Annotated in this window: 25 protein-coding genes; 10 read left to right on the forward strand and 15 right to left on the reverse strand. The window is 35.7% G+C overall.

The features are described from left to right. Positions 1-114: 114 nt before the first annotated feature. Positions 115-585 carry a hypothetical protein gene (locus PXC01_RS12655; protein ID WP_276472664.1) on the forward strand — a complete coding sequence of 157 codons (471 nt, stop codon included), beginning with the start codon at positions 115-117 and terminating at the stop codon, positions 583-585. Position 586: 1 nt separating this feature from the next. Here the strand turns inward: PXC01_RS12655 and PXC01_RS12660 are convergent, their stop codons facing one another. From PXC01_RS12660 to PXC01_RS12685, 6 genes are read right to left on the reverse strand one after another with little or no spacing between them, the layout of a single operon-like run. Beyond that, positions 587-1,921, reverse strand: coding sequence for a DUF58 domain-containing protein (locus PXC01_RS12660; RefSeq protein ID WP_276472665.1), 1,335 nt, complete (start codon positions 1,919-1,921; stop codon positions 587-589). Positions 1,922-1,927: 6 nt separating this feature from the next. After that, positions 1,928-2,926 (reverse strand): AAA family ATPase, encoded by a 999-nt coding sequence (locus PXC01_RS12665; protein WP_276472666.1) that lies wholly within the window; start codon positions 2,924-2,926, stop codon positions 1,928-1,930. Continuing rightward, entirely contained in the window at positions 2,916-4,094 is a 1,179-nt protein-coding gene (locus tag PXC01_RS12670; protein ID WP_338089473.1) for a DUF4350 domain-containing protein, read from the reverse strand. The genes PXC01_RS12665 and PXC01_RS12670 overlap by 11 nt, the downstream gene beginning before the upstream one ends. Before the next feature lie 43 nt (positions 4,095-4,137). Continuing rightward, a complete protein-coding gene (locus PXC01_RS12675) occupies positions 4,138-4,860 on the reverse strand; it encodes a hypothetical protein (RefSeq protein WP_276472668.1) in 723 nt (240 codons plus the stop codon). A gap of 1 nt (position 4,861) precedes the next feature. Then, complete coding sequence (locus PXC01_RS12680) at positions 4,862-5,800, reverse strand: hypothetical protein (RefSeq protein ID WP_276472669.1); 939 nt, start codon at positions 5,798-5,800, stop codon at positions 4,862-4,864. Then, positions 5,763-6,749, reverse strand: a complete 987-nt coding sequence (locus PXC01_RS12685; RefSeq protein WP_276472670.1) for a stage II sporulation protein M — start codon at positions 6,747-6,749, stop codon at positions 5,763-5,765. The genes PXC01_RS12680 and PXC01_RS12685 overlap by 38 nt, the downstream gene beginning before the upstream one ends. A 33-nt stretch (positions 6,750-6,782) precedes the next feature. Here PXC01_RS12685 and PXC01_RS12690 point away from each other — a divergent pair, with 33 nt between their 5' ends. Both PXC01_RS12690 and PXC01_RS12695 read left to right on the forward strand, forming a co-directional pair. Further along, on the forward strand, positions 6,783-7,508 hold the full coding sequence (locus tag PXC01_RS12690) for an RDD family protein (protein ID WP_276472671.1): 726 nt from the start codon (positions 6,783-6,785) through the stop codon (positions 7,506-7,508). A gap of 3 nt (positions 7,509-7,511) precedes the next feature. Beyond that, entirely contained in the window at positions 7,512-8,123 is a 612-nt protein-coding gene (locus PXC01_RS12695; protein WP_276472672.1) for a trimeric intracellular cation channel family protein, read from the forward strand. A gap of 128 nt (positions 8,124-8,251) precedes the next feature. Here the strand turns inward: PXC01_RS12695 and PXC01_RS12700 are convergent, their stop codons facing one another. After that, positions 8,252-8,971: a peptidylprolyl isomerase gene (locus PXC01_RS12700; protein ID WP_276472673.1), complete on the reverse strand. Its 720-nt coding sequence runs from the start codon at positions 8,969-8,971 to the stop codon at positions 8,252-8,254. Here PXC01_RS12700 and PXC01_RS12705 point away from each other — a divergent pair. Further along, positions 8,970-9,611, forward strand: a complete 642-nt coding sequence (locus tag PXC01_RS12705; RefSeq protein ID WP_276472674.1) for an NUDIX hydrolase — start codon at positions 8,970-8,972, stop codon at positions 9,609-9,611. The two genes, PXC01_RS12700 and PXC01_RS12705, sit on opposite strands and share 2 nt — an antisense overlap. 26 nt (positions 9,612-9,637) lie before the next feature. Beyond that, positions 9,638-10,444 carry a lysophospholipid acyltransferase family protein gene (locus PXC01_RS12710; protein ID WP_276472675.1) on the forward strand — a complete coding sequence of 269 codons (807 nt, stop codon included), beginning with the start codon at positions 9,638-9,640 and terminating at the stop codon, positions 10,442-10,444. Here the strand turns inward: PXC01_RS12710 and PXC01_RS12715 are convergent. From PXC01_RS12715 to PXC01_RS12725, 3 genes are all read right to left on the reverse strand, one after another. Then, positions 10,441-11,091: a hypothetical protein gene (locus tag PXC01_RS12715; protein WP_276472676.1), complete on the reverse strand. Its 651-nt coding sequence runs from the start codon at positions 11,089-11,091 to the stop codon at positions 10,441-10,443. The genes PXC01_RS12710 and PXC01_RS12715 overlap by 4 nt on opposite strands. Positions 11,092-11,095: 4 nt before the next feature. Next, entirely contained in the window at positions 11,096-11,590 is a 495-nt protein-coding gene (locus PXC01_RS12720; RefSeq protein WP_036155776.1) for an RNA polymerase sigma factor, read from the reverse strand. Between the two features lie 123 nt (positions 11,591-11,713). Further along, positions 11,714-13,141 carry an amidohydrolase gene (locus tag PXC01_RS12725; RefSeq protein WP_276472677.1) on the reverse strand — a complete coding sequence of 476 codons (1,428 nt, stop codon included), beginning with the start codon at positions 13,139-13,141 and terminating at the stop codon, positions 11,714-11,716. Positions 13,142-13,241: 100 nt separating this feature from the next. Between PXC01_RS12725 and PXC01_RS12730 the strand changes: the two genes are divergently transcribed. Together PXC01_RS12730 and PXC01_RS12735 are read left to right on the forward strand one after the other, a co-directional pair. Beyond that, positions 13,242-14,534, forward strand: coding sequence for an NAD(P)/FAD-dependent oxidoreductase (locus tag PXC01_RS12730; RefSeq protein WP_276472678.1), 1,293 nt, complete (start codon positions 13,242-13,244; stop codon positions 14,532-14,534). 137 nt (positions 14,535-14,671) lie between these two features. After that, positions 14,672-15,187 (forward strand): hypothetical protein, encoded by a 516-nt coding sequence (locus PXC01_RS12735; RefSeq protein ID WP_276472679.1) that lies wholly within the window; start codon positions 14,672-14,674, stop codon positions 15,185-15,187. Here the strand turns inward: PXC01_RS12735 and xerD are convergent. Further along, entirely contained in the window at positions 15,184-16,086 is a 903-nt protein-coding gene (xerD, locus tag PXC01_RS12740) for a site-specific tyrosine recombinase XerD (protein WP_276472680.1), read from the reverse strand. The two genes, PXC01_RS12735 and xerD, sit on opposite strands and share 4 nt — an antisense overlap. A gap of 211 nt (positions 16,087-16,297) precedes the next feature. Between xerD and PXC01_RS12745 the strand changes: the two genes are divergently transcribed. Further along, positions 16,298-16,816, forward strand: coding sequence for an outer membrane beta-barrel protein (locus PXC01_RS12745; RefSeq protein ID WP_276472681.1), 519 nt, complete (start codon positions 16,298-16,300; stop codon positions 16,814-16,816). Positions 16,817-16,883: 67 nt separating this feature from the next. After that, positions 16,884-17,300 (forward strand): type II 3-dehydroquinate dehydratase, encoded by a 417-nt coding sequence (gene aroQ, locus PXC01_RS12750; protein WP_276472682.1) that lies wholly within the window; start codon positions 16,884-16,886, stop codon positions 17,298-17,300. A 119-nt stretch (positions 17,301-17,419) separates the two neighbouring features. Here the strand turns inward: aroQ and PXC01_RS12755 are convergent, their stop codons facing one another. From PXC01_RS12755 to PXC01_RS12770, 4 genes are all read right to left on the reverse strand, one after another. Further along, the gene (locus PXC01_RS12755) at positions 17,420-17,707 is read right to left on the reverse strand and encodes a DUF3817 domain-containing protein (RefSeq protein WP_276472683.1); all 288 of its coding nucleotides are present in this window, start codon (positions 17,705-17,707) and stop codon (positions 17,420-17,422) included. A 21-nt stretch (positions 17,708-17,728) separates the two neighbouring features. After that, on the reverse strand, positions 17,729-19,120 hold the full coding sequence (lpdA, locus tag PXC01_RS12760) for a dihydrolipoyl dehydrogenase (protein ID WP_276472684.1): 1,392 nt from the start codon (positions 19,118-19,120) through the stop codon (positions 17,729-17,731). 192 nt (positions 19,121-19,312) lie between these two features. Beyond that, a complete protein-coding gene (gene msrB / locus PXC01_RS12765) occupies positions 19,313-19,810 on the reverse strand; it encodes a peptide-methionine (R)-S-oxide reductase MsrB (RefSeq protein WP_276472685.1) in 498 nt (165 codons plus the stop codon). Between the two features lie 159 nt (positions 19,811-19,969). After that, entirely contained in the window at positions 19,970-20,542 is a 573-nt protein-coding gene (locus PXC01_RS12770) for a collagen-like triple helix repeat-containing protein (RefSeq protein WP_276472686.1), read from the reverse strand. Between the two features lie 172 nt (positions 20,543-20,714). Between PXC01_RS12770 and glgB the strand changes: the two genes are divergently transcribed. Then, on the forward strand, positions 20,715-22,610 hold the full coding sequence (gene glgB / locus PXC01_RS12775; RefSeq protein ID WP_276472687.1) for a 1,4-alpha-glucan branching protein GlgB: 1,896 nt from the start codon (positions 20,715-20,717) through the stop codon (positions 22,608-22,610). Positions 22,611-22,685 lie beyond the last annotated feature (75 nt).

The raw sequence follows: 22,685 nt of genomic DNA on the forward strand, positions 1-22,685 counted from the left end.
GCTAATACCTATTATAGTATAAAGGTTAAGTGATTTTTTTACAACTTCCAAATTAAGGCTTGCATACTTTTCATTGAATAAAAACGTTATTCACAAAAAAAATCCCTCGGTATTATGAAATATTTCATTACTACATTACTGTTGTTTTTTTTGATCAATATATATGCGCAAGATAGCGCAGATGCCGTTAAACACTTGGGCGCTGGTATAGTAATTGGAGGCGTTGGCGGTTACACGGCACATAAACTATCTAATGGAGAAAGGGCATGGACCTGGGCAGGTGCGGTAGGTAGTGCTTTTGCGGCAGGTTTGGCAAAAGAAGCTATTTATGATTCTTCTAGAGGAGGTGTTTGGGAAACAAGAGACGTAGTATTTACCACACTGGGCGGAGTTATATCTGCTTTAGCCTTAGAAGTTTTTACTGGTAACGGAGGTAGTGGTAGGGGTAGAAATAGAAGAGGTAAAAGCTGTGGTTGCCTTGTGGTGCAAGTAGACCACTTAAATCAAATTCAGCTACCCGCTTTTGTTGAAAATGGAACGGGGGATATTACTTCGGAATTACAGGCGGCGTATCTTCTTAGGTAGTTTATAGAAGTCCTTTCGCTTTGATCTCCAGGTATTTGTTAATGGTATTAATGGTCAAATTTTCAGGTTTGGTCAAAATAGTCTGTATACCATACTTTCTTAGTTCATTGACTACTAATTGTTTTTCATAGATAAATTTTTCTGCAATAGCCTGTTCATAGACTTCCAAGGTATTTTTTGGGCTCTCTTGTGCGTAAGAGAAGAGCTCCGTATTTTCAAAGAAAATAACGACCAATAAATGTTGTTTTGCTATAGCCTGCAAATAAGGTAGTTGGCGGTGCAACGCATCTAAGGTTTCAAAATTGGTATATAATAGTAAAAGACTGCGTTGAGGTAAATGTCTTTTTACATCAATATATAATCTACTAAAATCACTTTCTACAAAATTGGTCTTTAGGTTATAAAGCGTTTCAAGAATAAGGTTCATTTGAGAACTTCTACGTTCTGCAACCACCCTGTTCTCTATTTTATTGCTAAAAGAAAACATACCTGCCTTATCGTTTTTTTTCAAGGCAATATTACTGATGACCAATGTTGCATTTATGGCGTAATCTAATAAGCTAAGAGATTTAAAGGGCATTTTCATCACCCTTCCTTTATCTATAATTGAATATATGGGCTGTGATTTCTCATCTTGAAATTGGTTGACCATCAATTGACCTCTTTTGGCGGTCGCCTTCCAATTTATATTTCTAATATCATCACCCTGTATATAATCTTTGATCTGTTCAAACTCCATCGTATGCCCAATACGTCTTATTTTTTTAATTCCAAACTCCATTAAGCGATTGCTAAAAGCTAAAAGGTCATATTTGCGAAGTTGCAAAAACGATGGGTATACAGGTACTTCTTTACCTTGATCAAACGCATATCTTTTAGCTAAAAAACCAATAGGTGAAGTAGCAAATACGTTTAAGTTGCCAAAGCTATACACACCTCGTTCAACGGGTCTAACAGTATAGGAATAGAACTTTTGTTCTCCGGATTTTAATAAGCTATGGAAATTAAAATCTCGCTTTTGAAATTGAAACGGAAGCTCATCTATTATATTGACGCTACTAGAGAAAAGATACTGATTGGTAACCTTTATTTCTATTTTGTTTTCATCTCCGTTAGAGAGTTTATCAGGTACTATTCTGTCGGCAATGACACTTCCTTTTGATAAAAATAAAAGTATGATATCTACAATTGTAAGCGCCAAGAACAAGTAAAAAAGTAATTTGGCGATAAATAGGATATTCTCAAAAATATAGGATAGCAAAAAGCAAAGGATAATCCCTGTTAATACCAGAAAAAACCTTTTTTTAAGAAATATATTTTTGAATATGTTTTTCACAATTGTTTATCTAGGAATTTCTATGGTCTGTATAAGGTCATTGATCATTTTTTCGGCCGTATAGCCTTCCATTTCCCTTTCCGGCGTCAAAATAATTCTATGTCCTAGTATTGGACCCACTACTTTCTTGATATCATCTGGTGTAATAAAGTCCCTTCCATTAATGGCGGCAACCGCTTTGGAAGCGTCTAAAATGGCAATAGAGGCTCTTGGAGAAGCACCTAGGTATAAATTGGCATTAGTTCTGGTATTGTCAACTATGGCGGCAATATACCGTAGTAGATTATCTTCAACAATGATATCCTTTATCACCAGTTGGTATGCGGCAATTTGTTCTGCAGAAAGAACGGAATTGATCATTGCTTCAACATTGGTATTTTTCTGTTGATGCTTGTTCTCCAGTATTTGAATTTCTTCTTCTAATGTAGGGTAGTGCACGTTAATTTTAAATAAGAACCGGTCTAATTGCGCTTCCGGTAGTCTGTATGTTCCTTCTTGTTCTACGGGGTTTTGAGTTGCAAAGACCAGAAAGGGCGGTTGCATGTCAAATTCATTTCCATCAATGGTAATCTGTCTTTCGGCCATGGCCTCAAAAAGGGCGGCCTGGGTTTTTGCGGGTGCACGGTTTATTTCATCAATTAGAATAATATTAGAGAAAATAGGTCCTTTTTTAAACTCAAATTCAGATGTTTTTACATTGAAGATAGAAGTACCTAAGATATCACTTGGCATTAAATCTGGCGTAAATTGTATTCTACTAAAATCTACATTCATTGTTTTTGCCAAAAGTTTTGCCGTTACCGTTTTAGCTACGCCAGGTACACCTTCAATAAGCGAGTGCCCGTTCGCCAAAATGGAAACGATCAATAACTCGATCATTTCTTGTTGACCTATAATAACCTTGCCCAATTCTGATTTTACCTTGGCAACGGATTCTTGAAGTTTGGTGAGATCTATACGCGAATTAAATTCTACGTTGTTGTCATCTTGCGTGTTATCTTCCATAAGATTGTTTAAATGTATTTATTTTTTGTACCAGTACTAAAGAGTCTTTTTCTGTATGTACAGGTTTATTTTTTAGACTTTCTATAAGTTCTATCAATGCTTTTGTCTCATCTTTGGATTTTGAAGCCTTGGCACTTAATTGTGTAATTAAATTTTCATCTAAAATTGTAGTGTTGACGTAATACCTATTTCTAATGTAGGTTAAAAAATAGGTGATCTTTTTGTTGTTTAAATTGGTATAATCCCTGTTCTGGTAATAGAGAGATCCAACAGTTTTTGCAAATGCTACAGATGAATTCTCTAATGGTTTTATTACCGGAATAATTCGTTGCTCTCGTTTTGCTTTGAACACTACAAATAATAACAAACCGATTACCAATAGATAATAACCCCATTTTAATGCGGGCTGATTTAATACAAATCGCATAGGCGAAGTAATCACTTTTCTTCCAGATTTTTTATAATCGTCCCAATATAAAAAGTGATTATTTAGATAAGAAAGACTCTGGGTAGTATAGTTTTTGTTATTGCCTAAAATGTAAAAATTGGTGTAAGCGACCGGTAAGGTGTTAATGATGAAATTACCTTTTCCAAAAGATGTTTTTATAAAATTTGGGCGCACATTGGTTTCTTCTTCGTTGGTCTCTAACAATGAGGAAGATTTGAATTCCAAGTGTCCTAATATTTCTGTATTTAAGGTATCCAAACTTACAAAATAGCTGGGGTTGACCCCTCTGGTAAAAAAGAAATCTTTCTGCTGGAAACTTTTGTTCGTAAAAGAAGCTTTGACCGAATCTTCTTGAATACCATACTGTTGTGTAACTTCAATGTTTAAAGTATCGGCTAATTTTCCTGTAAGATTATTGGTAGCTATAAAAACGTGATTACCGTTGGCAACATATTTTAAAACCTGATTTGTTTCCTGTTCGTCTAAGTAGATATAATCGTTTATGATAAGATAATTAGAAAGTATTGTGCTATCTCTTTGTAATAAGGCATCGTACATGCTACTTTCAACAGATTTTACTTCGCTATTGGAAAAAATATTAGGTAGTTCGTTAAACAGCACAAAGCAGCCAAAGGGTATTTTAGAAACAGACGTGTATGAAGGTCTCCAATTAATGGGTCTAGGACGCACAATTTCTATAACGATGATACCAATTAGCACCGCAATCAAAAGCCCGAGTATTATTTTAGAACGCTTACCCAAATTATGGTTGAATTTGTTTGTTTATCGATTCAAAATCCAAAACCGATTTCGTGTATTTAACATCATCTATAATCTGCTCACCATACCATATATAATCATATAGGTAAGCTATTTTTTTGAATCCTCTTTTAATTTCAGGTTGCTTGATTTCCGTGAAATAATCTGTATTTGTCTTATCAAAATGCCACGTTATAATATCATTTTTAGATAATTTTTGAAGCGTAAGCAGAAATTGATAACGTATGGCAAGACGGTAGTCTTTTTGTTCAACGGCTTCATGCAATAATTTGTTGATATCAATACCTTCAATATGCTCTTCGGTTAAATTGATATCGTTTACCGTTTTTGCTTTTTTCTGAAAAAGGGAATTGAAATTTTCGTTGATCAACAACTTTACAACAAGGTATATTACCAAGATTATCAATAAAAAATAGATAAAGTATTCTATAAGTTCCAGTAATTGTGGCGATATATTGATACCAAAAATATTACTTAGTCCTTGCCCCACCCAATTAATAAACCGGGCAAGTAGATTTTGGGATTCCCCGGTTTTAAAAGTATAATCAAACTCATCTCCCGTATATTTATTAGAGAGATTTTCATTAATAGTACGTACGGTAAGTACAGATGACGAATCTATTTTGACGATGCTGTCATTTGTACCTTGTGCAACGGACACCAAGGTGATCAATAAAAAGAATATGATAGAAACGGTATACCTCAACTTAATCGTTTTGACCTATTTGTTCAATTGCTGCCCTAGTATTTTCGTTGTAAGCTTTTTCATGTAATGCATAATAAAGAATACCGTTTACAAATTGCGATAGGCACTGCCCATAAACTGCAATTATTAAAACCATACAAGTGCCTAAAGTGTACACTATGGTAGACACAATAGAGTGGGAGTAGTCTACATTGTTTTCTACCACATGAAAGGTGTAGATGCCTATAATAATGCCTGGAACGATCAATGCTATCATAAGTAAGATGCCTAGTAAAATTCCCAATATAAAATTGACGCCTACGGATTTCCAAAAGTTAGTGGTCACTAGTTTCCAACCTTCGCCTAACGCCTCTGTAACTCCTTTTTTCTTTTGAAGCATGTCAAAAAACGATACACCTACCCAAGCGGTCAAAAAGAACTGAACTATATATTGCCCAATAAAACCCAAGAGGGGAATAATGGCCAATATTATAGCTACAATAAGAAATACCAGGTAAATGGGTATTAACAATAATACAAATAGAAAGATATTGCCAAATTGACTTTTAGCTAGGTGCCAAACCTCTTTTTTATCTACATTTTTGTCCTTGGTCTCAATATATTTGATCATGTAGCTGGTAGATAATGAATAGTTCAAGAACGCTACACCTAAAAAAATGATGACGAACAAAAAACCACCTATTCCCAGGTACAAATAGTAATCCTGTTCAAATTCATTTCCGGCGGCAAAAGAATTACTGCTAGATTCTTGGGCGATCATGCCTAAAAATCCGGATACCAATAAGTAACTGGTAATTAAAAGTCCTATTATGAACACACCGTTATAGCTTATAAAAACATTGGTGAAGTTTTTAATATTCTGTTTAAAAAAATCGAAATAAACGGTTACTAATCCGCTAAAATCACGGTTTACTTGTAACGGTATGTAATTGTCTTTCATGTTGGTTGTTAAGTATGGTGGGGTATACTATGTAATAGAATATGATCAAGAATAAAGAAGCGCCTATAATTAGAAATGCCAACCAATTTGGCATATCCGTATATCTGGTAATGAACCCTTCAATAAAGCCTGCAATGATAAAAAACGGAATAGTGCTAACTACAACTTTGAGGGCGTCTTTAGCACCCTTCATAAAAGAAACGCGCCTAGAGTACGTTTTTGGAAAAAGAATACTGTTTCCCATAATTATACCGGCGCAACCGGCAATTATAATTACTGAAATTTCAATGGTACCATGCAACCAAATTTGCTTGTTCGCCTCAAAAAATACACCCTTTGTATAAAAAAAAGTTATAAAGGCACCTAGCATTACCCCGTTACTAAAAAGAATATAACCGGTACCAATGCTGGTAATTACCCCAAATGCAAATGCTAAGAATGCAACACGTATATTATTAATGGTAATCCCTAAAAATGTACCAATTTCACTGCCCCCCTTGTAAATAGCGGCAGGATCACCGTTAGCAATATTGTTAAGGGTTTCATTTACATAGGCATCACCCAAAATTAAACGAACAAATGTAGCGTCGTTCAAGGCAGATAAAGAACCAATGGCGGTAGCAATGGCAAAAATTAAAAAAGCGATGCCCAGCGTATTGTGGTATTGTTTAAAAAAAAGAGGAAATTCCGTAACCCAAAAACTTTTGATACGGTTTTTGCTTTCTTTTTTGTTCTTGTAAATTTTTTGGTGTGCCTGTGAAGCTAATTCATTTAAATACAATAAAGTCTTACTTTCTGCGTAATACGTTTGCGCGTAAGCTAAATCATTGGTCAGTTGAATGTAGCCATTGGCAAGTTCATCTGGGTTTGAAGTAGCACCAAGGTTGACAGCTTTTTCAAATGCTATCCATTTTTCCTTATTTTGCTTTACAAAAGCGGCTTCGCGCATAAACTATATTTACCTTGTTAAATTTAAGACTTAATGAATAACCTTCAAATCAATACAACGCAAAATGTGAACCTTAATTATACTATTGTTAGTATTGGTGAGCGAATAGTGGCTTTTTTTATAGATGCATTTATTTTATATCTCTATTATTTTTTAGTGAATTTAGTAGGCGATGCCATAGGTTACATATATGATGATGGCTGGACACAGAGAGGTGTTATGGGTTTAATTGCGTTACCTGCAATGTTTTACAGTTTGCTTATGCACATTATTTTCAATGGCAGAACTGTAGGTAAAATGATTATGAAGATGAGGGTCGTATCTGTCGATGGGTCGCCCGTAAATTGGAGTAATTTTTTAATTCGATGGATGCTTCGTTTGGTAGATATTTGGATTTTTGTGGGTTCTATAGGTATCCTAACCATCTTATTTTCAGAAAAAAGACAAAGATTGGGCGATGCCGCGGCAGGTACCGTGGTGATCAGTACTAAGAATAAAACTAAAGTTTCACATACCATCTTAGAAGAGGTAGAAGATACATATGTACCTAAATTTGTAAACGTTACCATGCTGACCGACAAAGATGTAAGACTGATCAAGGAAACCTTTGGTATAGCCCAAAAAAGTAATGATTTTAAAACGATGAAAGCGCTTAGGGACAAAGTAGATAGTATATTGCAGACCAATTCAGATCTGTATGATAAACAGTATTTAGATACTGTTCTAAAAGATTATAATTACTTTACTCAAAAGCTATAATGAATGTTCTATTTCATCATTGATATTTTAGGAACCATTGCCTTTGCAATTTCCGGGGTTTTGGTTGCTATGGATAAAAGACTGGATGCTTTTGGTGTATTTATTATTGCATTTGTAACGGCAGTAGGTGGGGGAACTTTACGGGACCTATTAATAGGTATAAGACCCGTAGGATGGTTAAATGCACCCATGCACTTAATGATAATTGTAATCACTGTTTTGTTGGCTATCATATTTTTTAAGCAATTGAAATATGTGAGGAAATCACTATTTCTTTTTGATACTATAGGAATTGGTCTCTATACTATGGTTGGTATTGAAAAAGGTTTGGCAGCAGATCTACCACCGGTTATGTGTATTGCCCTGGGTACTATTACAGCATCTTTTGGTGGTGTGATCAGAGATATTTTGTGTAATGAAATACCGGTAATATTTAGAAAAGAGATTTATGCAACCGTTTGTATCTTAGGGGGCTTGGTATATTTTCTTTTAATTCAATTTCCAATACAAAATACCATAGCTTATAGCATGGCAATTGTAACTATCATTATTATGAGAGTATTGGCAGTGCGATTTAAAATCTCGCTACCAAATATCTATCGAGAAGAAGTGTAAAATTTTTTTTGATTATTTGGCGAAGCCAAATAGCTAAATTTCAACCATCAACCATCAACCATCAACCATCAACCATCAACCATCAACCATCAACCATCAACCATCAACCCACAACCCACAACCAACTGCTACTCTAAAACTTCGGCTTTTTGAATATAAATGTTCTGTAACGGCCAATCTCCTTTTTCTACAGGCACATTGTTAATTTTATCTACTATATCCATGCCTTCTATCACTCTTCCAAAAGGTGTGTATTCGTCATCTAAATGATAAGAGCCCGGATCGGTTACCACGATAAAAAACTCAAATGGGCTTGCTAACATGTGTGGGTTGTCCATTTCACTACTTGGCATAGAAACCGTACCTCGATGGTGCTTATGGCCTTTTCGTGTATCTGGCGGTAAAAGATATCTTCCTAGATCATTTCTTTTTTTTCCGGTTCTTTCATCGTCTGAATTTCCGCCTTGAATAATAAAATTTTTAACTACCCTATGAAATTGAGTGTAATCAAAATATCCGTTTTCGGTAAGGTAAATGAAATTGGCCCTGTGGTAGGGTACGTTCTCATATAATTCTATGGTAAAGCTACCTAAGCTGGTGGTTATCTTAACTTTGTTTGATTTTAAAGTTTTTTCATAGTTATAAAAGAAGTCTATGGCATTGTCCTCGGTAAGTTCAAAAGCTTCTTCTTGCGCATCTTTAGTAACCCCTTTTTCCGTAATTTTAGTAGAGTCTATAGTAGGTGTAGCGTTAGAAGTTGTGCTGTCTGCTTTCTTAGGGGTATCTTTGCAGCTAGCAAAAGTGACTGTAGCCACAAAAAGCGATATATAGAATTTAAGTGAACGCATGGATTTCAATTTTTTTGAACAACGAATATCAAAAATAAAAGATCTGCCGCTACCGGGAGAAGCTTCGCAGTACAAAATGGCTCCAGAAAGTAGAATTGAAGATTTACAAAGAATAAATCTAAAAAAGAAGAACCCAAGGAAGGCGGCAGTTATGGCATTGTTTTATCCAACGGTAAATAAAAACACCAATTTACTGTTGATATTACGAAAAACGTATGAAGGTGTACATTCTAACCAAGTAGGTTTTCCGGGTGGTAAAGCAGAGAAGTCAGATGATGGCCTACTGACCACGGCACTTAGGGAAACTTATGAAGAAGTAGGGGTAGCCCCCAACGATGTTACCTTGGTAAAGGAAATATCCGAAATATTTATACCGCCAAGCAATTTCATTGTACAGCCCTATATTGGCTTATATAAAGAGCCAAAACCTTTTGTAAAACAAGAGTCAGAAGTAGAATTGATCTTAGAGGTACCGGTACATGATTTTTTGGACGAAGCAAAAGTAGTTAGTAAAAAAATTACCACCTCTTATGCCGTAGACATTGAAGTACCTGCCTTTAAATTAAATGGTTATATAGTTTGGGGAGCAACGGCAATGATGCTGAATGAGATTAAAGAGTTATTAAAGCAGGTGTTGTAAGTCATATTTATTTATTTTAGCATTCTATGGGATTATTTGATAAAAACCCTTTTGGGCATAACTTATTCATTAAAAAGTGGCTAATTAGAATATTGGCAGTGCTTTCGCATCAGCGTTATAAAAGATTTAATACGTTAGAGATCGAAGGTTCGGATATTATTAGAAATCTGCCAGATAAGAATGTATTGTTCGTAAGTAACCATCAAACGTATTTTGCAGATGTTGTAGCAATGTTCCATGTATTCAACGCTAGTTTAAGCGGTAGGGAAGATTCCATTAAAAACCTAGGGTATATTTGGCAGCCTAAATTGAATATGTATTATGTTGCGGCGGCAGAGACTATGAGAAAAAGTCTTTTGACCAAGATTATGGCCTATGCCGGTTCTGTTAGTGTAGAGAGAACTTGGAGATCTGAAGGTAAAGATGTTAAGCGTCAAGTAAAAATGAGTGATATCTCTAGTATTGGTAAAGCTTTAAACGATGGTTGGGTAATTACTTTCCCTCAAGGAACCACTACACCTTGGAAACCTTTAAGAAAAGGAACTGCACATATTATTAAAAAATATAAACCAGTAGTGGTACCAGTGGTTATTGATGGATTTAGACGTTCTTTTGATAAAAAAGGATTGCGTGTCAAGAAAAAGGGAATTCTTCAATCTATGGTTATTAAAGAGCCGTTACAAATAGATTATGAAAATGAATCTTCAGAATCTATTATTGAAAAATTAGAATATGCCATAGAGCAGCATCCCTCATTTTTAAAGGTAATCTCTAAGAAAGATTTATTGGCTGTTGAAGAAGAGAACAAACAACGAAAATGGAGACAGTCTTAAACTGCCAAATGTTTTAGTTCACTATAATTTTTCTTCAGTTTTCTTAGTAGCAGGCCATAGAGTAAAAAGTATATTCCGCCCATTACCAAAGTTAAGATAATACCAAAAATACCTATGGAAAGCATTACGGTTATTTTTAGTTTTTCTGCAGATATATTTTCTAGACTATCTTTTAGTTCAGGAAAAGCAGAAATAATATTATCGTTCAAATAGACACCAATGATCATTACGATTATGGTAACCATAATCATGGATAATGAAAAGATGACGTAGTGTTTAACGGTCTTTCTGGTCTTTATTATTTTCTTCATCAAGTTCTTGGAATTATCTAAAACTGAGATTTCCTTAAACCTTTTGTAAAATTGGAAGATAAAGTAAAATGCTACCAAATAAGTTAAGCCAGATAATACTTTTAAGTATTTGGCAATACCTATATTCTCATAGATTTCCATGCCCTCTTGAAACGATGGTAGAAGATACAATAGTTGAGGTACGGTAAATTCTAAAATGCTAATGATGAGAATCCATTTTACAATAGAGGAAGATTTCTTCCATATCATTTTATGTATTTCATCATAGCTCAATTTAGGAACGTTAAATTCCTTTTTTTGCCAGTCTTTTTTCAATAATTCCAGTTCGTCCGTCATATGCTTATGGATTCAAAATGGTTCTTAATTTTGTTTTGATACGGTTCATCTTCACACGTGCATTTACTTCGGTAATACCCAAAGTTTCTGAAATTTCAGTATAATTTTTATCCTCCAGATATAAAAAAACCAAAGCTTTGTCAACATCGTTCAATTGCTTAACGGCTTTATACATAAGCTTTAATTGCAATTCTTCGGTCTCGTCATACTCATCTGCCTTTATTTTAAAAATAATAGACTCATAATCGGCGGTATCAATTCTTCTTTTATTTTTTCGGTATAACGTAATGGCGGTGTTCAATGCCACACGATACATCCATGTACTAAACTTTGCATCTCCCCTAAATTTAGGATACGCTTTCCATAGTTGAATAGTAATTTCTTGAAACAGATCATTGTGAGAGTCGCGGTCATTTGTGTACAGGGTACAGACTTTATGGACAATATTTTGATTATCCTGTAACTCGGTCACAAATTTGTGTTCAAGGTCTTTCTTCACTATTGGTTGGTTGTTGTTAGCTTGTTAGTCTAACAAAAGTCTATTTTGTTACAAGAATTCTTTAATAAAATAAAAAAAGTGCCAAAATTGACTTTGGCACTTTTTATAGTATATTTTTTAGAATTATTTTCTGTAATCTAGTGCTGGAGCTCTATCCCCCAAAAGCGGAATATACTTAAAATCTGCCCCTCTTTTTTCTAAGAACTCAGTTTTGGACGCTGCCACTAGTTTTTTGTCCTTAAATAAATCTATTGCTGTCATGGTCAATGTTTTTGCAGCGATCATCATACCCTTATTGCCAATAGAAGTTCCGCCGGCGGCAACAGCTTGCCAGCTATGTGCCGGCGTGCCCGGTACCCATGTTGCTGTACTAAAGCCAACCGTTGGTACGGTAAAACTAACATCGCCAACGTCAGTAGATCCAAATGCTTTAGCTTCTGTCTTATAAGGCTGTACATTTTTAGCGGTTGCAAGATCGGCCTTTTCTTGGCCCAAGGTTTTTGCTATTTTGTCTGCAAAGACTTTTTCTTCGTCAGAATAGTCCATTCCGCCTATTTCAGATAAGTTATCATGCATCACTTTTTGTAAAGTAAGGTTTGGCAATAACTCATGTGTACCACCGATCATTTCATAATCCATAGTAGTACCGGTACCTAGTGCGGCACCTTCGGCAGCTTTTACCATGCGGTCAAAAATTTCTATAACTACGTCACGTCTATTGTGGCGAGCGTAATAATATACTTCCGCAAAATCAGGAATAACGTTCGGTGCTTTACCGCCATCTGTAATTACATAATGGATTCTAGCTTCTTGCGGAATGTGTTCACGCATCATATTGATCATCATGTTCATAGCTTCAACACCATCTAATGCTGAACGCCCTTTGTCAGGTGATGCTGCGGCATGAGCGGAAATACCATGAAATCTAAATTTAGCCGACTTATTTGCTAAAGCAGCACCGGCACTTGCGGCATTTTGGGCTCCAGGATGCCAATGTAAAGCAATGTCTACATCGTTAAAAAGTCCTTCACGAACCATATATACCTTTCCTGATCCACCTTCTTCTGCCGGTGTACCGTAAAAGCGAATGGTACCTTTGGAGTTGTTTGCTTCTAGCCACTCTTTGGTAGATATGGCGGCAGCTGTAGATGCGGTACCGAATAAATGATGACCACATGCATGGCCTGCAGCAGCGCCTGCAGATGTTTTCTCTGGAACCGCTTTTTGGGAAAGGCCCGGTAGTGCATCGTATTCGCCCATAATGGCAATTACAGGGCTGCCGCTGCCATATTCCGCTATAAATGCCGTTGGTATACCTGCAACTCCCTCCTTAATTGTAAAACCGGCATTTTTCAATGTTGTTTGAAGAAGATCGGAACTCTGTTCTTCTTGGTATCCCATTTCTGCGAATTCCCAAATATTCTGCGCTATTGTTCCGTAATCTTCACTTTTTTGCTCTAAATTTTTAATAATATCCTTTTCGCTCTTTTGAGCGTTCAGCGAATAAACGGTAGTACCGAGTATCGCCAATAAAATAAGGGAGTTACGCATTTTTGTGTTTGTTTGAGTTAGAGCTTAAAGATACTAAAAACACATTATTATTTTAAAGTAGGAGTCCATTTGTTTAATTTAGCATTTAAGTATTTATACTATGAACATACCCCTTTCAAGCTATCCTAGAATCGTAATTATAGGAGGTGGTTTTGGCGGAGTTTCTCTGGCTAAAAAATTAAGTAAACAAGAAGTACAGGTAGTTCTTATCGATAGGAACAATTACCATACTTTTCAACCTTTATTGTACCAAGTATCAACTGGTGGTCTTGAGCCGGATTCTATAGCGTACCCATTACGTAAGGTATTGATCGGATACGACAATTTTTATTTTCGTTTGGCGGAAGTTGATTATATAGATACCGCAAATAAAAAGGTGAATACAAACATTGGGGATATTAGTTTTGACTATTTAGTGGTGGCAACCGGTTCTGAGACCAATTTCTTTGGCAATAAGGAGATTGAAAAGAATGCTATGTCCATGAAATCTATTCCACAATCGTTGAATCTTCGTAGTTTAATCTTAGAGAATTTTGAACAAGCGCTTTTAACAGATGATTATCACGAAAGAGATGCGTTGATGAATTTTGTGATCGTAGGTGGCGGGCCTACCGGTGTAGAATTGTCCGGGGCATTGGCGGAAATTAAAAAAGGGATATTGCCAAAAGACTATCCGGATTTGGATACTAGAAGGGCCCAGATAAATATTGTACAAGGTGGGGATTGCTTATTGCCAGGTTTTAGTGCGCAAGCATCTAAAAAGGCAGAAGATTTTTTAGAAAAACTTGGGGTTCAAGTATGGAAAGGAGTTCGGGTTACCGGGTATGATGGTAAAACGGTAACCACAAAAACCGATTTAAAGTTTGATGCTGCAACCGTGGTTTGGGCGGCAGGAGTAAAAGGGGCCGGAATTAAAGGGTTGGATGCCGAAGATGTTATTGCAGGTGGAAATAGAATAAATGTCAATGAATTTAACCAGGTTGTAGGACATCCTAATATTTTTGCAATAGGTGATATAGCTTGTATGGCTACCGAAGATAACCCTCGTGGCCATCCAATGGTGGCGCAACCGGCAATTCAGCAGGGCAAACTATTGGGTGAAAATTTAGTAAATTTAATAGAGAACAAACCAATGAAACCCTTTGTCTATTTTGATAAAGGAAGCATGGCTACCATTGGTAGAAACAAAGCGGTTTGTGATATTAAGAAATTTAGGTTCCAAGGTGTTTTTGCCTGGTTTGTTTGGATGTTCGTTCATCTGTTCTTTTTGATCGGCTTTAGAAATAGAATGGTAGTATTTATAAACTGGGTCTATAATTATATTCGGTTTGATCGCGAGGCACGTTTGATAATACGCCCGTATAAAAGAGATTACGGCCAGTTTAAGGATTAATAAACACTGATAAACAATTGCATTACAGTACGAAGCGTTTTTTTGTGTAAGAGTTAATTTTTTGCTAAGTATTTCGTTAGGTCCTGTTATTCAAATATCTTTTGTAGGAATTTATTTCAATAACCGATTTTTGACCTATGAAAGTTCTTATACATAGTTTTCTATTCTTGTTTTTAATTGTTTCAAAGGGTCAGACAATAGAAGAGCCACCAGTAACAAATTTACCATCTTCATTAACCGGATTATCAATTACAGGGCACGCGTACCCTGTATCTGCAATTGGTGATGTTCATAAGTCTTTTATGTTGCAATATGGTATTTCAAAATCGTTTCAATTAGAACTTCAAGGTTTTTATGATACATATATTTTAAGTGAAAGATTTAGATCTAGCGTATTAGCTAAAGTGTATTTGAATAAGCGATTATATTTACTGGGTGGTGTAGAAGCAGAGATAGCTACAGAAAATGCGGGAGTTGGACAAATACCGTATCGTCTTGGTTTTGTAGCTGGTGCTGGTTATGATGTAAGTGAGAATTTTATGATTGAATTGAAAAGTAATGTACAATTAAACCAATCTACCATTGGTGCTTTTGGTGAAACTCAATTTGTAATGCCATCTGTTTATACCATTGGTAGTAAATTGAAATTTTAATAACTCTTTCTTGGGTGGTATGTATTCATGACCTCGGCTAAATGAGAGCGGTCTACATGCATATATATTTCTGTAGTGGTAATACTTTCATGGCCTAACATTTGCTGAATTGATCTTAAATCGGCTCCATTTTCAAGTAAATGCGTAGCAAACGAATGTCTAAAGGTGTGTGGACTTATACTTTTTTGCAACCCGATTGTTACCGCTAAATTCTTTACAATGGTAAATATCATTGCTCTGGTAAGTTGCCTGCCGCGTCGGTTAAGAAAAAGAATGTCTTGATAACCTTCTTTGATATTTAAATGGACTCTTACTTCATTTCTATAAATATCAATGTATTTTTTATTGACAGCGCTTATTGGTACAAAGCGTTGTTTGTCACCTTTGCCCGTAACTTTAATAAAGTCTTCTTCAAAATATAAGTCGGATATCTTTAACCCGATAAGTTCGGAAACTCGTAGTCCACAACCATATAAAGTTTCTAGCATAGCCCTATTACGTTCTCCTTCTGCAGAACTTAAATCAATGGCACTTATTAATTTATCTATTTCATTTTCAGAAAGGGTATCAGGTAATTTGCGTCCAATTTTAGGAGATTCAATTAAATCTAAGGGATTGTCTTTGCGGTAATCTTCAAAAATTAAATAATTGAAAAAACTTTTTAGTCCAGATATGATACGTGCTTGAGACCTTGGATTCACCACCTTGGCAATTTCATAAATAAACTGTTGTACAATGTTTTTGTCAATTAGTATTGGGGTAGTATTAATGTCATGGATTTCAAGAAAGGACATTAATTTTTCAATATCCATAGTATAGCTCTGAATAGAGTTTTTAGATAGACCACGTTCAAGCTTAAGATAGGTGGTGTAATCTTTCAGGGCATGTTTCCATTTCATGGTTTAAAGATAAAGAATACATTATTTCTGTTGGGTATAATATATATTCTATAACTGTGAAAATGATAAGAGGTAGGTTAGATTCTTTGGTTCATATTTTATGCAACCTATTTAAATGTAAGATGCACAACTACTTTAATGGCATTCACAACAAATATGTCGGTAACCATAGTCTTACCTTTATTTTTGCAGAAAACAAACCAATCAAACCATGAATAAGTATTTCATTTTATTATTAGCCTTAGGTCTTTCAACCGGAATTTTTGCTCAAGAAGGGTTTAAATTCGGAATTCAAGGCGGTATTCCTCTAGATGATTATAATGAAGCGGTAAGTGTTGTACTTGCAGCAGATTTCTCATATATGTATCCATTGGGCGAGGTGGTAGATGTTGGTCCTGCAGTAGGTTATATACATGGTTTTGCAGAAACGTTTCAAACAACCATTGTTAGGGAAGAACAGGAAGCTGTACAATTTTTACCATTGTCTGCCGGTGTTCGTTTTTGGACATCAAACTATTTTTCATTTGGTGGAAATATAGGTTATGCCATGGGTGTAAATGATGGTAATGAAGGTGGTCTTTATTATAGACCTACAATTGCATATTTAATGAGTTCAAGTGTAGAGGTTAACTTGTCCTATACAGGTATTGATGTTGAGGATACCACTTGGTCTACAGTTACTTTGGGTATCGTTTATAATTTTGAGCCTAAGTATAGAACCCGTCGCTAGAGAAATACTTTAGTTTACTTCTAGTATTTCTAATTCATTGTAAGGTAACATTCGTTATTTTTGAAATATGAAGATTATCATTATAAATGGTCCCAATCTAAATCTTTTAGGAAAAAGGGAGCCAGAAGTATACGGTTCAGAAACTTTTGAAGATTACTTTTCAAAACTACAATTCAAATATAAAAATGTTGAATTGGAATATTTTCAATCAAATATTGAAGGTGAGTTGATTTCTAAAATACAGGAAACCGGCTTTTCTTATGGTGGTATCGTGTTGAACGCAGCGGCATATACACATACATCAGTAGGCATTGGCGATGCGGTAAAGGCGGTAGAAACTCCTGTAATAGAAGTTCATATATCTAATACACACCAGCGCGAAGAGTTTAGGCATATATCTTATATTTCTCCAGCAGCAAGTGGTGTTATACTTGGTTTTGGATTAAAAAGTTATGATTTGGCTATTGAGAGCTTTTTATTTTAAGTAGCCTAATATTTAAAAAAGCAATTTTAGTACCTACTTCTATATTTTTAAAATGGATTTTAAGAGCCATTTTGATCATTTCTTATACAAGATAGTAATGATGAAATGGGGAATGAGCCTTAAGCGTTGTCTTCAGGTCTTAAATATTTCTCTTCTACGTAGAACGTTGCAAAGGGTAGAAGTGAAGCTATACCAAAAATGAAAACTTTCTTAAATGACCACTTATGGGTAAAACCTACTATTAACGTTAGTGCTATGAACGCGATAAAAAGTACGCCGTGGGCGTAGCCAACGTATTTATTGGGTTCTGGTATTTCTGCCCAATATTTTAATGGCATGGTTACTCCGAACAACGCCAAATAGGAAATTCCTTCTAAAATTGCCGTTGCTCGAAATAATTTTAACATGCTATACTAAATTGTAATTAATTATAAGTGAATAACCTCGTCATAAGCAGCTGCAGTTGCCTCCATAACAGCTTCGCTCATAGTTGGGTGAGGATGAACTGCTTTTAACACTTCGTGTCCCGTAGTTTCAAGTTTACGGCCCAAAACTGCTTCTGCGATCATATCGGTAACACCTGCACCGATCATATGGCAACCTAGCCATTCACCGTACTTGGCATCATAGATAACCTTAACAAATCCTTCATAAGCACCCGCAGCTTTGGCCTTACCACTTGCAGAGAAAGGAAATTTACCAACTTTTATGTCAATACCTTTTTCTCTAGCTTGTTTTTCCGTTAAACCAACAGAAGCAATTTCAGGAGAACAGTAAGTACAACCCGGTATATTTCCATAATCCAATGGCTCAACATGCATGTCCGCTATTTTCTCAACACATAAGATACCTTCGGCAGAGGCAACATGTGCAAGTGCCGGTCCTGGTGTAACATCACCAATAGCAAAGTATCCTGGTATGTTCGTTTGGTAATAATCATTTACCAAAATCTTATCTTTATCGGTAGCAATACCAACATCTTCTAATCCTATATTTTCAATATTGGTTTTAATACCAACGGCAGACATTACTATGTCAGCTTCAAGAACTTTTTCCCCTTTGGCAGTTTTTACCGTAGCTTTTACACCATCACCAGAAGTATCAACAGAGGTAACTTCTGCAGAAGTCATAATCTTAACTCCAGCTTTTTTAAAGCTTCTTTCCAATTGTTTGGAAACGTCTTCATCTTCAACAGGAACAATGTTAGGTAAATATTCAACAACGGTAACCTCGGTTCCCATAGAGTTGTAGAAGTAAGCGAACTCTATACCGATTGCACCACTACCAACAACAATCATTTTCTTTGGTTGCTTGTCTAGCGTCATTGCTTGTCTGTAGCCAATAATTTTCTTGCCATCTTGTGGTAAGCTAGGTAGTTCACGGCTTCTTGCGCCAGTAGCGATAATGATATTAGTTGCACTGTACTCAGAAGTAGAACCATCTTCAGCCTTAACCGAAACTTTCTTTCCTGGTTTTAAAGTACCGTAACCTTTAATTACTTCAATTTTATTCTTTTTCATCAAGAATTGAACACCTTTGCTCATTCCGTCGGCAACACCGCGACTTCTTTTTACAACGGCATCAAAATCTTTATCTGCACCTTTAATTTTTAAACCGTAATCTTCTGCATGTTTCAAGTATTCAAATACTTGCGCAGATTTCAACAAAGCTTTGGTAGGTATACAACCCCAATTTAAGCAAACGCCGCCTAAACTTTCTTTTTCAATAATGGCAGTCTTAAAGCCTAATTGTGCAGCCCTGATAGCGGTAACATATCCGCCTGGACCACTACCTAAAACGATAATATCGAAAGTGCTCATATTTTGATTTTTTGTAGTTTTAATTGAAGTGCAAAAATACAAAACCTAATTGAGATTGATTGTAGGTTTTTAAAATATGACCTTTATGTTGAAATTGTGATATTTTAAAACAGTGCCAATACTATTTTAATATGAATGATAGGAATAAAAAAGAGACTTGATCAAGTCTCTTTTTTTTAATTTATTCCAATACTATTCTGCCGGTACAAAATCTAAGGCAACACCATTTATACAGTGTCGTAGACCGGTTGGTTCTGGGCCATCTTCAAATACATGGCCTAAATGACCTCCACAGGTAGCGCAATGTTCCTCGGTTCTTTTGTAACCAATTTTATAATCAACATCATAGGCAACGTTGCCTTCTATCTCCTCATAGAAGCTTGGCCATCCGGTACCTGAGTCAAATTTAGTATAACTTTTAAATAGTGGCGTTGCGCATGCGGCACAAACGTATGTCCCTTTTTCGTTATTCTTTAAAAGCTCGCTTGTAAACGGATTTTCTGTAGCAGCTTCCCGTAGTACGTAATATTCCGCATCTGTCAATTCTTTTTTCCATTCAGTATTGGTTTTTTGTATAGCAAATTCTTTTTTATCACCTGCTTCTGTTTTGGTGGCTACTTCTTTTTCTTGTGATGTACCCTTACAACTTACAAAAAGTACCAATAGGGCACTTAGAATATTTATTTTCATCTTTTCAATTTTTTTATTTCTGTCGGTGAAATTATCAATTCCTTTCAAGGTATTATATCTACGAGGTTTTTAGAGTTAAAGTTTTAATAAATGGGTATAAAAAAGCCTTTGAGAAATGCTCAAAGGCTTTAGCTTAAATAGGTTAATTACCCAGGGATATTATTGTAAGGTTACTTTCTGTACATCATCTTCGGTAACACCCAAATGTGCCATTACAGAATTGATGTTAGAAGTATCTAATTTTCCAGTTGTTGATTCTGCTGGTAAAACGGCAATTCTAAAAACTTGATTGTCAGTATCTCCAGGCTGTAAAGTTGAAAGGTCAAAATCTGACTCTAAGAATATATTTACGTCTAAAAAGGTATAGTCAAAGTTGTATTGTAGCAACCCTTGATCTAAAATTCTTGTTTGTGGCATCAATCTCCAGATATCAACAGATTCACCATTGCTATCTTCGGTTACGTCCCAAAGCATATAAACCAAAACTACATCAGTTTCAAAAACTTCTACCGTTTGCGGAAACTCATAAAATATAGAATAGTCATTTTCTAAAGTAAAGGTACCTTCAATGTCCATTACCTTACCTAGAATGTTTATCCCGTCCTGGCCGTCAAGACCATCCAAACCATCCACACCATCAAAGCCGTCAAAACCAGGAGGTCCCTGTGGTCCTTCACAGGAAATTATAAATAAGGCGGCAAGTACTCCAATAAATAAATTCAGTTTTCTCATAATGTTAAAATTTTCGGTTTGAGTTTTAATTTTTGAAAGTTATTTCAAAAAGCGTTCCATTTTTGGTATTTAGATATTTAAATCGGATATTAACCTTTATATTTTCAACAAAAAATAATTAAAGTCCGTCGTCTATAAAAGATGGTTAGCTTTACAAAAATAAACACTCTATATGCCTAACGTACAAGTTCACTCACTTTTCACAGATTTTGACATTGATCTTTTTAAAGGAGGAAAGCATTATCGACTGTATGAAAAGTTGGGTTCACATTTAGTAGAAGTTGATGGTGTAGCCGGTACGTACTTTGCTGTGTGGGCTCCTTCTGCAAAATCTGTTTCAGTTGTAGGTAATTTTAATTCCTGGAATGCAGCAGAACACCAATTAAATGTTAGATGGGATTCTAGCGGTATTTGGGAAGGATTTATTCCCAATATTGGAAAGGGTGAGATCTATAAATACAAAATACAGTCTAACAATAATGATATTTGGACTGAGAAAGCAGATCCTTTTGCCAGGTATTGCGAGCATCCACCAAATACGGCGTCTATAATCTGGAATGCAGAACATGATTGGAAAGATGATGCTTGGATGGGGTATAGAAAAGATAAAAACGGGTTGGATAAACCCTATTCCGTATATGAAGTTCATTTGGGGTCGTGGAAAAAGAATGCCGGCAACAAGTTTTTAACCTATAAACAGTTTGCGGTAGACCTTGTAAATTATGTAAAGGAAATGGGGTATACCCATGTAGAATTTATGCCGGTGATGGAATATCCTTACGATCCATCTTGGGGATATCAGCTTACCGGTTATTTTGCGCCAACGTCAAGATTTGGTTCTCCAGAAGAATTTAAGTTTTTGGTAGACACTTTTCACCAGAACGATATAGGTGTAATTTTAGATTGGGTGCCGTCTCATTTTCCAGAGGATGCCCATGGTCTAGGTTTTTTTGATGGTTCTAATTTGTATGAGCACCCGGACAGAAGAAAAGGCTACCATACAGATTGGAAGAGTTTGATCTTCAACTACGGTAGAAACGAGGTTAGGGCCTTTCTTATAAGCAATGCCCTATTTTGGTTAGATCAATTTCATGTAGATGGCCTTCGTGTAGATGCAGTTGCGTCTATGTTATATTTAGACTATTCTAGGGAAGAAGGAGAGTGGGAGCCTAATATGTACGGTAACAACGAGAATTTAGAGGCAATGTCCTTTATTCGAGAATTGAACGAAGCCGTTTATGCTAATTTTGATGGCGTGCAGACCATTGCAGAAGAATCTACGGCATTTGCAGGTGTATCAAAACCTGTTGAACATGGTGGCTTGGGTTTTGGTATGAAATGGATGATGGGTTGGATGCATGATACATTACAATTTTTTCAAAAAGAACCTATCTACAGAAAACATCATCAAAACGATCTAACCTTTAGTATGACCTACGCTTTTACGGAGCACTTCATGCTGCCTTTTTCACATGATGAGGTAGTTTATGGCAAACAGTCGTTGGTATATAGAATGCCAGGTGATGAATGGCAACGTTTTGCAAATCTAAGATTGTTGTTTGGGTATATGTTTACGCACCCGGGTACCAAATTAATGTTTATGGGCGGTGAATTCGGTCAAACAGCAGAATGGAATTTTGAGCAAAGTTTAGACTGGCATTTGTTACAGTACAATGGGCATAAAGGAATTCAGGATTTTGTAATAGATTTAAACCATTTATACAAAAGCGCACCGGCTTTGTATGAAAAACAATTTAGCCCAGAAGGCTTTCAGTGGATAGATTATAGTGACCATGAAAATTCTGTTTTAACTTATGTGCGTAAAGGACATGACGAAGAGAACGATTTGGTCATAGCATGTAATTTTACCCCTATACCAAGAGAGAATTACAGGATAGGTAATCCTAAAAAAGGGAAATTGACAGAGGTTTTAAATAGTGATGCTACCAAATATGGAGGTGGCGGTAATGTTAACAGCAAAGTAAAATCATCTAGTAAGCCATCGCACGGGTTTAAAAAATCGTTTGAAATTACAATTCCGCCTTTAGGTATTGTAATACTGAAATAACTTAGTCAATTGCATAGTGTTTATGCAATTCTTTAGTATTTCTGTAGTTATTATAATTTGATATTTATTAATATA

Origin of the sequence: Maribacter huludaoensis (assembly GCF_029350945.1) — a bacterium.
GTDB classification, from domain to species: domain Bacteria; phylum Bacteroidota; class Bacteroidia; order Flavobacteriales; family Flavobacteriaceae; genus Maribacter; species Maribacter huludaoensis.